Annotated in this window: 15 protein-coding genes, 3 tRNA genes and 1 pseudogene (1 of these 19 cut by a window edge); 12 read left to right on the top strand and 7 right to left on the bottom strand. The window is 45.7% G+C overall.

Annotated features, from left to right (window positions below):
• From COU47_04230 to COU47_04190, 9 genes and pseudogenes are all read left to right on the top strand, one after another.
• Nucleotides 1–1443, top strand: a pseudogene (locus COU47_04230) (hypothetical protein) (it extends 270 nt beyond the left edge of the window).
• Between the two features lie 21 nt (nt 1444–1464).
• Nucleotides 1465–2676 carry a hypothetical protein gene (locus COU47_04225; GenBank protein ID PIR69272.1) on the top strand — a complete coding sequence of 404 codons (1212 nt, stop codon included), beginning with the start codon at nt 1465–1467 and terminating at the stop codon, nt 2674–2676.
• A 3-nt stretch (nt 2677–2679) separates the two neighbouring features.
• Nucleotides 2680–4428: a hypothetical protein gene (locus tag COU47_04220; GenBank protein ID PIR69271.1), complete on the top strand. Its 1749-nt coding sequence runs from the start codon at nt 2680–2682 to the stop codon at nt 4426–4428.
• Nucleotides 4429–4431: 3 nt separating this feature from the next.
• Nucleotides 4432–5445 carry a hypothetical protein gene (locus COU47_04215; GenBank protein ID PIR69270.1) on the top strand — a complete coding sequence of 338 codons (1014 nt, stop codon included), beginning with the start codon at nt 4432–4434 and terminating at the stop codon, nt 5443–5445.
• The gene (locus COU47_04210; GenBank protein ID PIR69269.1) at nt 5442–6860 is read left to right on the top strand and encodes a hypothetical protein; all 1419 of its coding nucleotides are present in this window, start codon (nt 5442–5444) and stop codon (nt 6858–6860) included. Before COU47_04215 ends, COU47_04210 begins: the two co-directional genes overlap by 4 nt.
• A 34-nt stretch (nt 6861–6894) precedes the next feature.
• Nucleotides 6895–7995, top strand: coding sequence for a hypothetical protein (locus COU47_04205; GenBank protein ID PIR69268.1), 1101 nt, complete (start codon nt 6895–6897; stop codon nt 7993–7995).
• Nucleotides 7988–8563, top strand: coding sequence for a hypothetical protein (locus COU47_04200; GenBank protein PIR69267.1), 576 nt, complete (start codon nt 7988–7990; stop codon nt 8561–8563). The genes COU47_04205 and COU47_04200 overlap by 8 nt, the downstream gene beginning before the upstream one ends.
• Nucleotides 8560–9087, top strand: coding sequence for a hypothetical protein (locus COU47_04195; GenBank protein PIR69266.1), 528 nt, complete (start codon nt 8560–8562; stop codon nt 9085–9087). Before COU47_04200 ends, COU47_04195 begins: the two co-directional genes overlap by 4 nt.
• Nucleotide 9088: 1 nt before the next feature.
• Complete coding sequence (locus COU47_04190) at nt 9089–9403, top strand: hypothetical protein (protein PIR69265.1); 315 nt, start codon at nt 9089–9091, stop codon at nt 9401–9403.
• Nucleotides 9404–9433: 30 nt separating this feature from the next.
• Here the strand turns inward: COU47_04190 and COU47_04185 are convergent, their stop codons facing one another.
• The 3 genes from COU47_04185 to COU47_04175 all read right to left on the bottom strand — a co-directional run bounded on the left by COU47_04185 (nt 9434) and on the right by COU47_04175 (nt 10160).
• Nucleotides 9434–9961 (bottom strand): hypothetical protein, encoded by a 528-nt coding sequence (locus COU47_04185; GenBank protein PIR69264.1) that lies wholly within the window; start codon nt 9959–9961, stop codon nt 9434–9436.
• 3 nt (nt 9962–9964) lie between these two features.
• A tRNA-Val gene (locus COU47_04180) sits at nt 9965–10038 on the bottom strand.
• A gap of 50 nt (nt 10039–10088) precedes the next feature.
• Nucleotides 10089–10160: transfer RNA gene (locus COU47_04175), tRNA-Arg, on the bottom strand.
• Nucleotides 10161–10236: 76 nt separating this feature from the next.
• Between COU47_04175 and COU47_04170 the strand changes: the two genes are divergently transcribed.
• From COU47_04170 to COU47_04160, 3 genes are read left to right on the top strand one after another with little or no spacing between them, the layout of a single operon-like run.
• Nucleotides 10237–11199, top strand: a complete 963-nt coding sequence (locus COU47_04170) for a sodium:proton exchanger (protein PIR69263.1) — start codon at nt 10237–10239, stop codon at nt 11197–11199.
• A 47-nt stretch (nt 11200–11246) separates the two neighbouring features.
• Complete coding sequence (locus COU47_04165; GenBank protein PIR69262.1) at nt 11247–11846, top strand: superoxide dismutase; 600 nt, start codon at nt 11247–11249, stop codon at nt 11844–11846.
• Nucleotides 11839–12309: a hypothetical protein gene (locus COU47_04160; GenBank protein PIR69261.1), complete on the top strand. Its 471-nt coding sequence runs from the start codon at nt 11839–11841 to the stop codon at nt 12307–12309. Before COU47_04165 ends, COU47_04160 begins: the two co-directional genes overlap by 8 nt.
• A gap of 42 nt (nt 12310–12351) precedes the next feature.
• On the opposite strand, the gene COU47_04155 is transcribed toward COU47_04160, so the two are convergent.
• The 4 genes from COU47_04155 to COU47_04140 all read right to left on the bottom strand — a co-directional run bounded on the left by COU47_04155 (nt 12352) and on the right by COU47_04140 (nt 13887).
• On the bottom strand, nt 12352–12837 hold the full coding sequence (locus COU47_04155; protein ID PIR69260.1) for a hypothetical protein: 486 nt from the start codon (nt 12835–12837) through the stop codon (nt 12352–12354).
• Nucleotides 12838–12920: 83 nt separating this feature from the next.
• Nucleotides 12921–13544 carry a hypothetical protein gene (locus tag COU47_04150; protein ID PIR69259.1) on the bottom strand — a complete coding sequence of 208 codons (624 nt, stop codon included), beginning with the start codon at nt 13542–13544 and terminating at the stop codon, nt 12921–12923.
• Nucleotides 13504–13779, bottom strand: coding sequence for a hypothetical protein (locus COU47_04145; protein ID PIR69258.1), 276 nt, complete (start codon nt 13777–13779; stop codon nt 13504–13506). Before COU47_04145 ends, COU47_04150 begins: the two co-directional genes overlap by 41 nt.
• Nucleotides 13780–13815: 36 nt before the next feature.
• Nucleotides 13816–13887: transfer RNA gene (locus tag COU47_04140), tRNA-Phe, on the bottom strand.
• Between the last annotated feature and the right edge of the window lie 44 nt (nt 13888–13931).

Raw genomic sequence — 13931 nt, 5'->3', positions numbered from 1 at the left:
CTCGACCCAGAAGACCTGGAAACCGTCGAGTTTATCAAGAAAAAATCGAATCTTAAGATTGCCCCCCGCTTTACAAGCAGAGAGGGGATAAAAAATGCGCTTTCCCAATATCAAAAAAGCCTAAAAGCCGAATTTGGCGACATCATCAAGGAAGATGTCGAAAAAATGAGCTTAAAAGCAGCGGAAGGAAAGCAGGAAGAATCATCTCAGGAAGACCTGGAGAAGCTCGCCGAAGACTTGCCTGTTGTCCGTATCGTGGAGACACTTCTCAAGCACGCAATCGTCCAGAAAGCATCAGATGTGCACATTGAGCCCCTTGAGAACGAGGTTATTGTGCGGTATCGCATTGACGGCATTTTGCATGATGCGATGGTATTACCGCGTCAGATTGCTTCCGGCATCATCGCGCGCATCAAAGTGCTCTCCAACCTTAAGCTTGATGAGCATCGCCTGCCGCAAGACGGCCGGTTTAAAATGGAAACGCAAGATGAAAAAATATCTTTTCGTGTTTCCATCTTGCCGATCTATGGGGGAGAAAAGGCGGTATTGCGTATTTTGCACGAAGGATCACAAGGGTTTACGCTTGAAGTGCTTGGGTTCCACGACGACCAGCTCGATCTTATCCAGAAAGCCATCAAGCGGCCTACGGGCATGATTCTTGCAACCGGCCCTACCGGTTCCGGAAAAACAACAACGCTCTATACGGTGCTGGATATTTTAAATACTCCGGAAGTAAATATTTCTACTATTGAAGATCCGATAGAGTACCGAATGCCGCGTATCAACCAAAGTCAGGTGCGCCCGGATATTGGATATACATTTGCGAGCGGTTTGCGTTCGCTATTGCGGCAAGACCCCGACATTATTATGGTTGGAGAGATTCGTGACGCGGAAACTGCAGCGCTTGCGGTGAATGCGGCGCTTACCGGACATTTAGTGCTTTCTACACTACACACGAATTCCGCTGCAGGGGCGCTCCCGCGTCTTATTGAAATGGGAGTTGAGCCGTTCTTAATCGCATCTACGGTCAATGTGATTATTGCCCAGCGTTTGGTGCGGCAGCTGTGCAAGAGCAAGAAAAAATATGCATTTACAGAAAAAGATATAAAAGATCTCGGACCGGAAGTTGATCCGGCACGGATTCTTGAAGTAGTAAAGCGGTACAAGGCGGCAAAGGAAAAGGCATCCTGGAAAGATATTTCATTTACTCACCCCGAAGAATCAAGTGAATGTGCAGACGGCTACAAAGGACGGATAGGAATACACGAAGCGCTGTATGTAAGCGAATCTATAAAAGAAATGATCATCCGGAATGCATCGTCTGACGACATAGAGAGACAGGCAAAGAAGGAGGGAATGGTTACCATGTTTGAAGACGGTATCGCAAAAGCCGCACAGGGGCTCACCTCTATAGAAGAAGTACTTCGCGTGTCGAACGAATAACGCGCGCATTAAATAAACGATATGCCTACATTCACCTATCGTGCAAAACGAATGAGCGGAGAGGAGATTTCAGGAACCCGAGAGGCTTCATCGCGTACGGAGCTTGCTTCGTCGTTGCGTGAGGAGGGGTATTTGCTTGTTTCTTACAAAGAAAAAGTAAAAGCGTCAAAGTTCTCTTTTATGATAGGAGGGTTCCGCGGTGTTTCTGTTGTAGATAAAATGGTCTTTGCGCGCAATTTAGCTGAAATGATAGGCGCAGGAGTATCGTTGACTCGCGGCCTTGAAGTTCTCGGACGGCAGTCAACAAATCAAAAATTCAAAAAGATACTTGCCCGCATGGAAGAGGATATTCAAAAAGGAAAACCGCTTTCCGGGGCAATGGAAGCGTACCCGAGTGTCTTTTCGTCGCTGTTCCGTTCAATGGTGCGCGCAGGAGAAGCATCGGGGAAGCTTGAAGAGGCGCTCAAACTTATTGGGCACCAGCTGGAGCGTGATTATGATCTCCGCCGCAAGGTGCGGGGCGCGTTCATGTATCCGCTTATCATTATTATGGTAATGGTGCTTATCGGTATTCTTATGATGATTTATGTCATTCCGACGCTTGTATCAACATTTGAAGAGCTTGCAATAGAACTTCCCGCAAGTACAAAATTAGTCATCAATGCGAGTAATTTTCTTGCAGGGAATGGTTTACTTGTGCTGGGCGGGGCGGTTGTGCTCTTTTTTCTCTCGGGAATGTTTTTCCGGAGCGCCCCGGGAGGGCTTCTTTTGGATACATTTTTTTTACGGATGCCGCTTATCTCCGGACTTACTCAGAAGATTAATTCTGCGCGCACTGCGCGCACGCTCGGCTCCTTGATTGATTCGGGAGTGAATATTATAGAAGCGCTTAAAATCACGGAAGATGTTGTTCAAAATAGTTATTTTAAAAAAGTCATTGTGCAATCAGAGGATGAGATACAAAAAGGGAACCCCATTTCAGATGCGTTCATACGTAACGAAAAGCTATACCCCATTCTTATGGGGGAGATGATACAGGTAGGAGAAGAAACCGGAAAGCTCTCAGGTATGCTTTTTCGTGTCGCAGAATTTTATGAAGGAGAGGTTGCCGCCGAGACAAAGGATTTGTCGGTGATTATCGAGCCTATTTTGATGGTTATCATTGGTGCCATTGTCGGGTTCTTTGCATTTGCCATGATTACTCCTCTTTATTCTTCTTTGGGAAGTCTCTAGCGCATGAAGATGCTGTTCCTCCAAAAACAAAAAGGATTTTCCCTTTTAGAGATCTTAATAGGGGTTTTTTTGCTTATGATTGTTTTTATAGGGATTATCGGTGCATATCGTGTCGGGCTCCGGGTCGTATCGCAGTCGCGTTTGCGTGTGCTTGCGACCGCTCTCGCAAACCAGCGGGTAGAATTTGCGCGCAATCTTTCGTATGTTGATGTTGGTACAATCGGAGGTATTCCCCCGGGTGTTATCCCAGAAACAGAGACTATTGCTCGTAACGGTGTCGACTTTATCGTAAAAACAACTGTTGTATACGTGGATGATCCGTTTGATGGAGAGGCGCCTGCCGATGCGCTTCCTAATGACTACAAGCGGGTAAAGGTCCGGGTCTCGTGGGACTCCGGCACAAGCGGTGATGTTGCGCTTATTTCTGATATTTCTCCAAAGGGGTTAGAGACGGATATTGGGGGGGGAAATCTTTTTGTGACTGTGTTTAATGCGGTGGGTATTCCCATTTCTGAAGCGGAGGTGCATGTGGTGAATAATGATGTTCTGCCAGTGATTGATGCGAATTTCGAAACGAATACGGATGGCAAAGTGCTGATAGCAGGCGCGCCCGCATCTGTTGAGGGGTATGAGGTTACTGTTTCTAAGACGGGGATGAGTGCCGATCAGACATATGGCACCGAGGTTGTTGCGGTTCCGAACACGCCCCATGTGACTGTTCTTGAAGGTGAGCTTACGCAGATCAGTTTTTCTATTGATACGCTCGGATCGTTTTCTATTGATACATTTTCTCCGTTTGGCGGCGGCTCATTTGCCGATTCGTTTGTTGATGCTTCGCGTATCAGCGCGTCGCAAGATATTTTTCTTTCCGGCGGCGCGGTGTCTCTTGCAAGTACCACGGAATATGTTCCTGTAGGCAGCATAACATCAATTTCAGTGGGACCGGCCGAACTAGTTACCTGGGATGAGTTTTTTTGGAACGATAGCGAGCCGGTAGATACGGAAATCCGTTATCGTATACTCTTTTTTGACGGATTATCTTGGGGAGAGATTCCCGATACGGATCTTTCGGGGAATAGTGTGGGTTTTATAAACTCCCCCGTGGATATTTCCGGCCTTTCAACAACAACATATCCTGTTTTGCGGCTATACGCAGAGCTCACTACGAGCAATAGCTCATCAACCCCGTTGCTCGCAGATTGGCAGGCGTCATGGATTGATGGCAATGCCATTGCTGTGCCGAATGTTGATGTTCATGTGCAGGGTGCAAAAACGATAGGAACCGATGCATCAGAAAATCCGGTATATAAATATGAGGCGGATGTTACAACGGACGGCGGGGGCCATGCCGACATTTCAGGGTGGGAGTGGGATTCTTACACATTCTCTATTATTCATCCGTCCCTTTCTCTTGTTGATATGGATCCCGCACCCCAGCCGGTGACTCTTGTCCCAGGAGAAACAAAGTCTGTATCGCTTTTTGTTGCCGCAGAAAATAATGTATTGTTTACGGTTACCAATAGCGAAACTGCGGAGCCAGTCTTTAGCGCATCGGTTCGTTTAACGCGTGCGATTTCAGGGTATGACAAAACTCAATTTACCAATGCCGAGGGCCAAACAATATTCATTCCGTTGTCATCGGATTCATATAATTACGAAATTTCAACAGCGGGCTACCAAACCGCAGCCGGGTCCGTTTCGGCGAGCGGAAACACCGCGCGCGCAGTGACATTAATTCCTTCGGGGCTCTAGAGTATGCGTATGCTGCTACGAAAGAAAAATAATAATGCGGGATTAACGCTTATAGAAGCAATTATCGCTGCTTCTATCTTTGCCGTTGTGATGATTGCCATTGTAACATTTGTGGTCGTATTGTACCGGACTCAGCGATTCGCGTTCCAGCAGGCAGATGCAGTGAACGAAGCGCGCCGGGGTGTAGAAACCATGGTGCGTGAGATACGCGAAGCCCAGACCGGGGAGGATGGCGCATATCTCATAGGAGAAGCAACCGACAATGAGTTTGTTTTTTATAGTGATGTAGATAAGGATGATTTGGTTGAGCGAGTGCGTTATTTTATCGGGAGCGCTACTACAACCACCATTACAAAAGAATGCGTGACATTTGTAGATGGCGGGTCCTGCAATGTTTCATTTTCTAATTTTTTGCAGGGCGGTATCTTGGAGTCAGCAGGAGTAACGGTAAGTGTTGAGGGCGACTTTGGATCAGGTAATGAATATGCAAATGTGTATGCGGACGGCGTTCTTTTGGACAGAATATGTAATGGCGGCTGCGTTGATTGTTCTGCGGCGTGGGGCGGGTCCCTTTCGTTTGATGTAAGCGATTATGCTGCTGATGGAAATATCGACTTTATTGCCAATTCAACATCAGGTGTAAATGACATTTGTGATTGGATAGAGCCGAATCATGCAATGAAGGTGCGTTTTGATCTTACAATAACAGAACATGTAGTCGGGAGTGAGGCGATCTTTCAAAAAGGAATAACGAATCCGACCGGTGTGCCCACAACATATGACACGGTAAACGAAGTAGTAACTATTGTTTCCCAATATGTAGTAAACGGGACAACAACGCCCCTGTTTCAATACTTTGACCAAAATGGAGACGAAATTACTGAAACTCCTGCGCGTCCCGAAGAAACGACGCTCATGAGGGTATTCCTTATTATCAATGTGGATCCGGCAAGCGCTCCAAAAAGTTTTGAATTGGAAAGCGATGTACAGCTTCGCAATCTAAAAACAAATTTATGAGAAAGAGCGTGCCATTACAAAAAAATGCAGGCATAGTCGTGGTCTTGGTGATTGTGTTCGGCTCTATTTTTGTCATGCTTTTGGGGGGTTCGCTCGGATTTATTGGATTGCAGCACCGCCAGTCTCTTGAACGGGTTTCATATGCCGAAGCGCTCGAAATAGCTGAAGCGGGAGTGAATTACTACCGGTGGCATTTAGCGCATGATCCTGAGGATCTGCAAGATGGAACGGGGGGCGGAGGTCCGTATGTGCACGAATATCATGATCCGGAGGGCGGACTTCTTGGATACTTTAGTTTGGAGGTATCCGGAAATATGAGTTGCGGTGTTGTGTCGGGAGCGCAGCTTGTTTCTACCGGATGGACGGTAGATCACCCCGATGTAAAGCGAACCGTTTCAGTGAAGTATGTTCGACCGACTGTGGCGGATTTTTCTTTTCTTTTGAATGATAATGTCTGGGCAGGCGCTGATCGTGAAATAAAAGGGCCATACCACTCAAATGGCGGTATCCGCATGGACGGAGAAAATAATTCGTTAGTTACCTCTTCAAAAGAAACATGGCTTTGTACCAGCTCTTTTGGATGTAATCCATCACAAAACCAGGACGGCGTGTTTGGGGCAGGGGAAAACAGCGACTTATGGCGCTTCCCCGTTTCTACATTTGATTTTAATGGGATAACTGTTGATCTTGCAGAGATAAAAGCGATAACGCAAGGAGGCGGAGGATTGTATTTCGCGCCTTCGGGAGAGTATGGGTATCATGTTATATTAAAAGAAGATAGGACTATTGATGTTTGGATGGTTACTGCGGTAAATGCCATAGATGCCTATAATACCGAAACCGGATGGCACGATGAATATTCTGTGATTGGCGCGGAAACATTTCTGGGAAATTTTCCAGTTCCTTCCGACTGTGGCGCTGTTTTTGTAGAAGATACATTGTGGATAGGAAGTTCTTCAATCGAAAGCAGGGTGAACGGAAAAATAACCCTTGTGTCGGCAGATCTTACCGACCCTAACAAAGAAACAGACATTTGGATTAATGGGGATGTGACATACGCAGATCCGGAAACCGACGGCTTTGTGCTTATCGCGCAGCACAACAATCTCATTGGATTGCAGGTGCCTGATAGCATGGAACTCCAGGGGGTATTTATAGCGCAGACGGGGCATTTTGGAAGAAACCATTATCCAACAACATACAGTCCCTATCACAAGCGCGAAAAACTTGAGATATTCGGTTCGGTTGTCAGCAACGGCCGGGTGGGAACAAAGTGGACATCCTCAGGTGTTTGGGTCTCCGGATTTGATAAGCGAGAGAACACATATGACCCCGAAATGAGTTTTGAGCCCCCCGCGTTTTTGCCTGCTACTTCAAACGAGTACGAATTCAAGCAGTGGGAAGAAGTTGACTAAAATCCGTTGTTCTTATTGGGGCGCGTATCATTACATGTTTTCATTTTTATACAAACAATTTCCGCCTCCAGCGTATCTCACTATGCCCGCATTCGGCTTGGATATTTCTGATGAGACGCTTAAATTTATAAAGCTTGAGCCATTCAAGCATGGTGTTCGTATTGCGGCATCCGGTAAAAAAACCATCCCGAAAGGTATTATTGAGTCGGGAGAAGTAAAAAAACCGGAAGAACTCGCATCGTTTTTGCGGGAAGTGTGCAAGCCATTTGGCGTCCGATATGTGTATTTGACTCTTCCAGAAGAGAAGGGCTATATGAATATAGTAGAATTGCCGGCGATGCATAATACAGAAATACGAACGGCGCTTGAGGCTCAATTCTCAGAATATGTTCCTCTCCCGGTGGAAGAGGCGGTGTTTGATTTTGAAGTGCTTCATGTGAAAGCATCCGAAAAAGGAAAGAAGCAGCTTGAAGTTGCCATGATTTCGTTCCCGTACGCGCTTGTGGAGAGTTACTACAATGCGGTGGAGAAAGCAGGACTTGTCCCCCTGGCTTTCGATGCGGAGGTGCAGGCGCTTGCGCGCGCTGTTATTCCCCGGGGCGAGAAGGATCCGTTTTTAATCATTGATTTTGGCAAAACCCGCACCACTTTCATCATCGCGCACGAAGGACAGGTTCGTTTTACCTCAACCGTTGCCGTTGCGGGGAAAGATATTGACCGGATAATTTCTGAAAAAATGGCCGTTTCGCTTGCTGAAGCGGAGCGGATAAAAAAAGCAAATTTTAATATTGCCGGCATGAGTGATAAAAAAATATTTCATGAAATTCTGCCTGTTATTTCTGCGGTGCGGGACGAACTAGAACGATATGTGTCTTTTTGGGAGACGCATGCGCCGGGGCTTCATGGAGGAGCAAAATACGGCCCCATTAAAAAAATATTTTTATGCGGAGGAGATTCCAACCTGCTCGGTCTTTCCGAATATCTTTCTCACAATATTCATATCCCCGTGGAACATGCCAATGTCTGGACAAATGTCGTTTCTTTTGAAGAATACATCCCTGAGATTACATTCCACGAATCATTAATGTATGGCTCTGCGGTTGGTGCAGCGCTCCGTTCTTTTGATTATGATTAATCTTCTTCCGGAAAAAGCAAAACATCATCTTGCGCAAGAGCGTTTTGTACGGTTTGTTGTTGTTTCCGGTATTATTATCGCGCTTATTGCGTGTATTGCTATTCTTCTTTTATGGATCCCGTGGGTAACCTTAGCACTGCAGGAGGATGAGCTTGAAGAACAATTAAATATCGTGAGGCAGTCGCCGCTTCTTATGCATGTTGAAGAAATAGAAGACAGCCTGTCCTCCCTGAATGGAAAACTTGATGCATATGAGCGAAATAGTAGTGACATATTACTGACATCCCGTATCATTGAGGCTGTCCTTTCGCATGTAGGTTCGGGGGTGTCTCTTTCGTTCTTTTCGTACACATTTCCCCAAGGATTGGGTGCGGTTCCGCAATTCAGAATAGAGGGTGTTGCTCGCGACAGAAGCACGCTTTTGGCGCTTAGCGACGCGCTTGATGGAGACGCGATGATAGAAAATGTGCGTTCACCTATTTCTAATTTTTTGGAAGAATCAAATATAGAATTCACCCTTACGTTTAATGTCGTAGAATCATTACTTCGTTCGCCTGATGTAGAATGAGAAAATCAATCACCATTATTATAGGTGTTATTGTTCTTCTAGCCTTTCTTGCGTGGCTTGGTAGATTTTTTGTAGCGAAAATTTCTGAAAAACAGCAGCATCTGGTTGATATTCAAACGGAGATAGAAAGAATGGGGGTGCGTCAGCAAAACCTGAAAGACCTGGAGATACTTTTTGACGAAGTGCAGCAAAGAAAAGACGAAATAGACAGCGTATTTATCAACGAACGCTCTGTGGTCCGTGTTATAGAATCGTTTGAAGCGCGCGCGCGCGAGCTCGGTGTTGAGCTGGAGGTAGAAAGCGCATCCTTACCGACGGCATCAGCTGCCCGTGGTCCGGAAATACAGCTGCATCTCGAAGGAAGCTTTGATGCGCTGTACCGTTATATCAAGGTGCTTGAGGTGATGCCGTTCCAGATATCAATTGATTTAGTGAATATAAACAAAAGAAGTTCGGCAGAAGGGCCGGGATGGGCGGCAACTATCCGGCTTACAGTATTGAGCTTTTTATCACAATTGCCATAACATGGAACAACTCACAGAAAAAATTAAATATATTCCGCACAAGCTATTTTCTATATTAAGCGGGTCTCCGCGGGGATATTGGGGTGCGTTTGTTCTCTTTGCGTTTCTTTTCCTGATATTTGTGCTCGTTGCCAATATTTCTATCTATCTTGATACCGCCCACACCATTACGCCTGATCAAGTGAATGGTATAGATGTTCATCTCGACAAGGTAAACGAAAAAGCGCTTGATCATATTTTGTTCACGCTTTCTCATAATGAGTTGTTGTTGGAAGATATTTTGGAAGCGCCCGCGATCTCTGACCCATCGCTATAATAAGAGTGCTATGTACGAAAAACGCGGAGATTAGCTCTGCGTTTTTGTTTTGCGCGCTGGAGAAAGAGTTGCGGCAAGGGCAATAGCTGCTGCGATAATGAGCACATTTTTTATGATATATTGTCCTTCAAGCGTGGGGATAAATAGCCCTTGCCAGGTTGTTTCTGGCAGGAGGAATAATGGAAGGACGGTAGTAACCAGGTGGAGTGCCAAAAGAGTCAGTGCTACACGCTCAAGCTTTGGCATCAAAAAGAGGATGCCGATAACCATTTCAAATATAGCGAACAGGACGTAGAACATATCATATGGCATAAAATGAATAGTGCGCTCAAAGAGAGACTGCACAAGCGGATGCGCAGGGCTTAGATCTATTGCTTTCAAAAAACCAAACCAAAAATATACAAGAAAAAGAGCGATGCGGAGCAGGTGTACATATTCACGCTTGCAGAAGCGCACGAATGCCCCGTCATATCTCGAAAGCGTTTTTGAAAATGACGATTGTGCCATTACTTCTATCATAATAAAAACACCGGCATATGCACCAGTATTTTTATTCATAAGTGGGCGCTGAGGGACTCGAACCCCCGGCCTACTCGGTGTAAACGAGTCGCTCTAGCCAGCTGAGCTAAGCGCCCCGTTAAAAATCTTTTAGGAACATTTCTAACGGGGCGAGCCCAAAACCATATCCCCTCGGTAGGAATCGAACCCACATCAACGGCTTAGAAGACCGCTGCTCTATCCATTGAGCTACAAGGGGCTCAATCTTCATTATACTATATGAGGAAAAGGGATATTTTTCAATATATAACGGGTGCTTTGGTATAATAGAAGACATGGTATATATTCTTTTTTGCATAGGATTATTTCTTCTTGTAAAGGGGGCGGATTGGCTTGTCGATGGCGCATCTGCGCTTGGGAAAAGGAGCGGTATCCCGCCGTTGGTGATTGGCTTAACTATCGTGGCATTCGGCACTTCTATGCCGGAGCTCATTGTGAATATCTTTGCCGCACTTGGAGGGAATACAGAAGTTGCATTTGGTAACATTATCGGGAGCAATATATCAAACACGCTTTTAATACTAGGAATTGCCGCGGTTATTGCTCCTATTACGATAAAGTATTCTACCGTGTGGCGTGAAATCCCACTTTCCTTTATGGCGGTATTGGCGCTGTTTGTCCTTGCAAATGATTTTTTAATTGATGGCATATATCCCCCGCAACTTACCCGGGGAGACGGGCTTATACTCCTCCTCTTTTTTGCGATATTTTTATACTACATTTTTGAAACGGTGCGGAGCGGACGCACGCGTTTCAGTGAAAAAGATATTGATATCAAACAGCGTAGCTACGGGGGAATGCTCTTGTTTATGGCCGGAGGGGTTGTTGGTTTGTATGTTGGAGGCAATTGGACGGTCGATGGCGCGGTGTTTATCGCGCAGCAGTTTGGATTGAGCCAATTTTTAATCTCCGCAACTATTATTGCGCTCGGAACCTCGTTGCCGGAACTGGTTACCTCGGTGGCTGCAGCTCGCAAGCAAGAAATGGATCTTGCCGTAGGCAATATTGTCGGCTCGAATATTTTCAACATTTTTTGGATATTAGGATTTACTTCGCTGTTCGCGCCTATTACGGTGCCCTCATTCATTAACGCGGATCTCGTATTCTTAGTTGCGGCAACGCTTATCTTTTTCTCATTTATGTTCGTGGGCAAAAAACACGCGCTCACGAGAAAGAACGGCGCGCTTTTTTTGGTGTTGTATGTGTTGTATATCGGATTTCTAATATTTCGGGGATAGTCGTGATATACTAAAGATTAGTTATTATAGATAACAAGGATATTGCTATGCACACGCTTCCAAAACTTTCATATGCATACGATGCGCTCGAACCTTATATTGACGCGCGTACTATGGAGATCCACCATACAAAACACCATCAGGGATATGTTGATAAGCTGAATGCGGCGCTTGAGGGATATCCCGAATTGCAGGGAAAAAGCATTGAAGATTTATTGCGGGATGTCGAGTATATCCCCGAAGATATACGCCAAGCCGTTATTAATAACGGTGGGGGGCATGCGAATCATTCTTTGTTTTGGGCGAGCATGAGCCCGGAGGGGGGAGGTGAGCCGCAGGGCAGTATTGCGGCCGCAATACAAGAAACATTTGGAGGATTTTCTGGGTTTAAAGAGGGATTTGCAAAAGCGGCAACAGGCCGGTTCGGGTCGGGTTGGGCATGGCTTGTAAAATACAATGGCGCATTGGCTGTGATTAGTACCGCAAACCAGGACAGTCCTCTTATGGATGGGCAGGTTCCGCTTTTGGGGCTTGATGTTTGGGAGCACGCGTATTATCTTACATATCAGAACAAGCGGCCGGACTATATTGCTGCTTGGTGGAACACGGTGAACTGGCAGGAGGCAGAAAAGAGATTTCATGCATAATAATATGAAAGAACGATTTGAGCATTCCCCAGAGGAAAAGGACAACGTAATATCGCTTGAAAAAAAGCTCGCTGAAAAAAAGAAAGAGGATGAGCGTCATTCATACGCAAAGCAATTTGAGCGTGATTTTTTTGAATATGGCGGGAAGGATGGGGATAATGTGGTAGATATCGAACAAGGTTTCGATATCAAATCCGAAAAAGAAGTGCTTCCCAGAAAAAAAGCATTAGAAGACGACATCGTGTATTTTTATACTGCATTAGACCAATTCCAAAAAGATCTTGACCGTGCGCGTGAGGAGGGAGACGGCCCGCAATACATAGCAAATATTCAAAGAGAGATCAGTAATATCGAACAAAAAATAGAAGAAAAAGAAAAAGCACTCGAAAGCGTCTTGGATGAGGCGGAGGAATTCAATAAAAGAGCAGAGCATATGCGCCAGAAGCGTATCTACGGCGAATAAAAAGTGAAACGCCCGACTATGTATGTAGTCGGGCGTTTTTATTTATGCTGTCCGCACTTCTTTGCAAAGTAACATTTTTGCTTCTTGGGGGTCTTCTGTCGTGGGTAATTTTAAAAATTGCCCGGAGTCCGTTTTCTTTTTTATAGATATGTCCCATCCTCTCGGCATAAGTGTTGGTCTCCAGACCGCAAACCCTCTCCGCTTGGCTTTCTCGTATTCTTTTCTTATGTCGCTCTCTTTTTTTGTGCATCCGAGAAAGGCACGAATGGCAATATACGGATGTAGGCAGTGGTTTTTTGCTTCTGCGAAGCATACGACGCCGTTTTCTTGTTCGGGCTCATCTGCGGATGGGAATCCGAGCGATTGCAGTATGTTATGTATATCACCTTGGAAGGGGAAATATGTTTCTTCGGTGGGGGCAGGATCCGGCGCGCTGTATTGCCGAACTGCTTTCTCTGCTGCTTTGTCTAGCCTCCTTCGTTCTCTTTTTTTGCGTCTTTTTTCACGTTTCTTTTGTGTTTTGGACATTTTCATGTCCTCCTTGTTGTTGGGAAAGAACTTTAATTATCATGCAACATAGTAGCACAATAATATGTAAAAGTCAAGTATTTTTACTGATTTCCTGCGGGAGCAAGCAGGATGCCGTACCCGCCAGGAGCTGAATTGTCCCACTTAAAAATGCCCAAATCAGCTCCGTCACCATTATCATACGCAGCGTCTATCAGAGGCGCAAGTTCCAGATATTCTGCGCCCTCCCCGGAACACCATTGTATCTGTATATTTACGCCACCCCATTTATTGCCCGGCGGATTCCAAGTATCACTATCATAATCATACGAATACTCTCTACCGAAGGGGTCAAGTGGGATTGCCTGCAGATACGGACCGTTCCAGCCGGGTGTTCCCGATGCATCAGAAAAGAGGTCGGTGTCAGAAAGCACCGGCTCGTCATGGCAGGGCGCATCAGCATTCACATTGCCATATGTATTTTCATTGATAAATACTGTGTTCGTATCTGCCTGCCATAGTCTCCATCCTTTTGCGATAGCGTCCATATCAGCAACAATGCGAGCAGCACGGCTATTTTTTCGTGCGTTGTTCACGCTTGCGAGTATCACTGAGGCGAGGGTGCCGATGATAGCGACAACAACCAGGAGCTCAATAAGAGTAAAACCGTACGATTGCTTCATGATGTTAGATGTCATATCCCGGCGGAGGAGGAGGGAGGTCTCCATTGCTGCTCCCTGATAAGTACAAAAATACGATGATAAAAACAGCAATGATAAAAATCATTACGATATATCGCAATTGGGTTTCGCTTTTTATTATTCCGGATCGTAAGATGGTCTCCGTGAGCGAGTCACGTGTGTGCCCCGCACCCTCCGGAGTAATATGTTTCGGGGAGGGTTTTGGTTGCACATGCGAAAGATCTATAGGAGATTCTTGGAATGTATTTTTATTTTGGTCCATGAAAACGAGCAAAGAGTTTTGTTGTGTCTATTTATATGCCGCGGGAGGGAATCGGACCCCCGACACGAGGCTCTTCAGGCCACTGCTCTACCACTGAGCTACCGCGGCGGCATACTGAAAAATATAACAGAAGTTCTTTTTTTGGGCAACCG

It is taken from the genome of Candidatus Niyogibacteria bacterium CG10_big_fil_rev_8_21_14_0_10_46_36, from assembly GCA_002772995.1.
GTDB lineage: Bacteria > Patescibacteriota > Minisyncoccia > 1-14-0-10-42-19 > 1-14-0-10-42-19 > 1-14-0-10-46-36.
The sequence above is the reverse complement of the archived record's forward strand: the minus strand, read 5'-3'. Positions and strand labels throughout refer to the sequence as shown.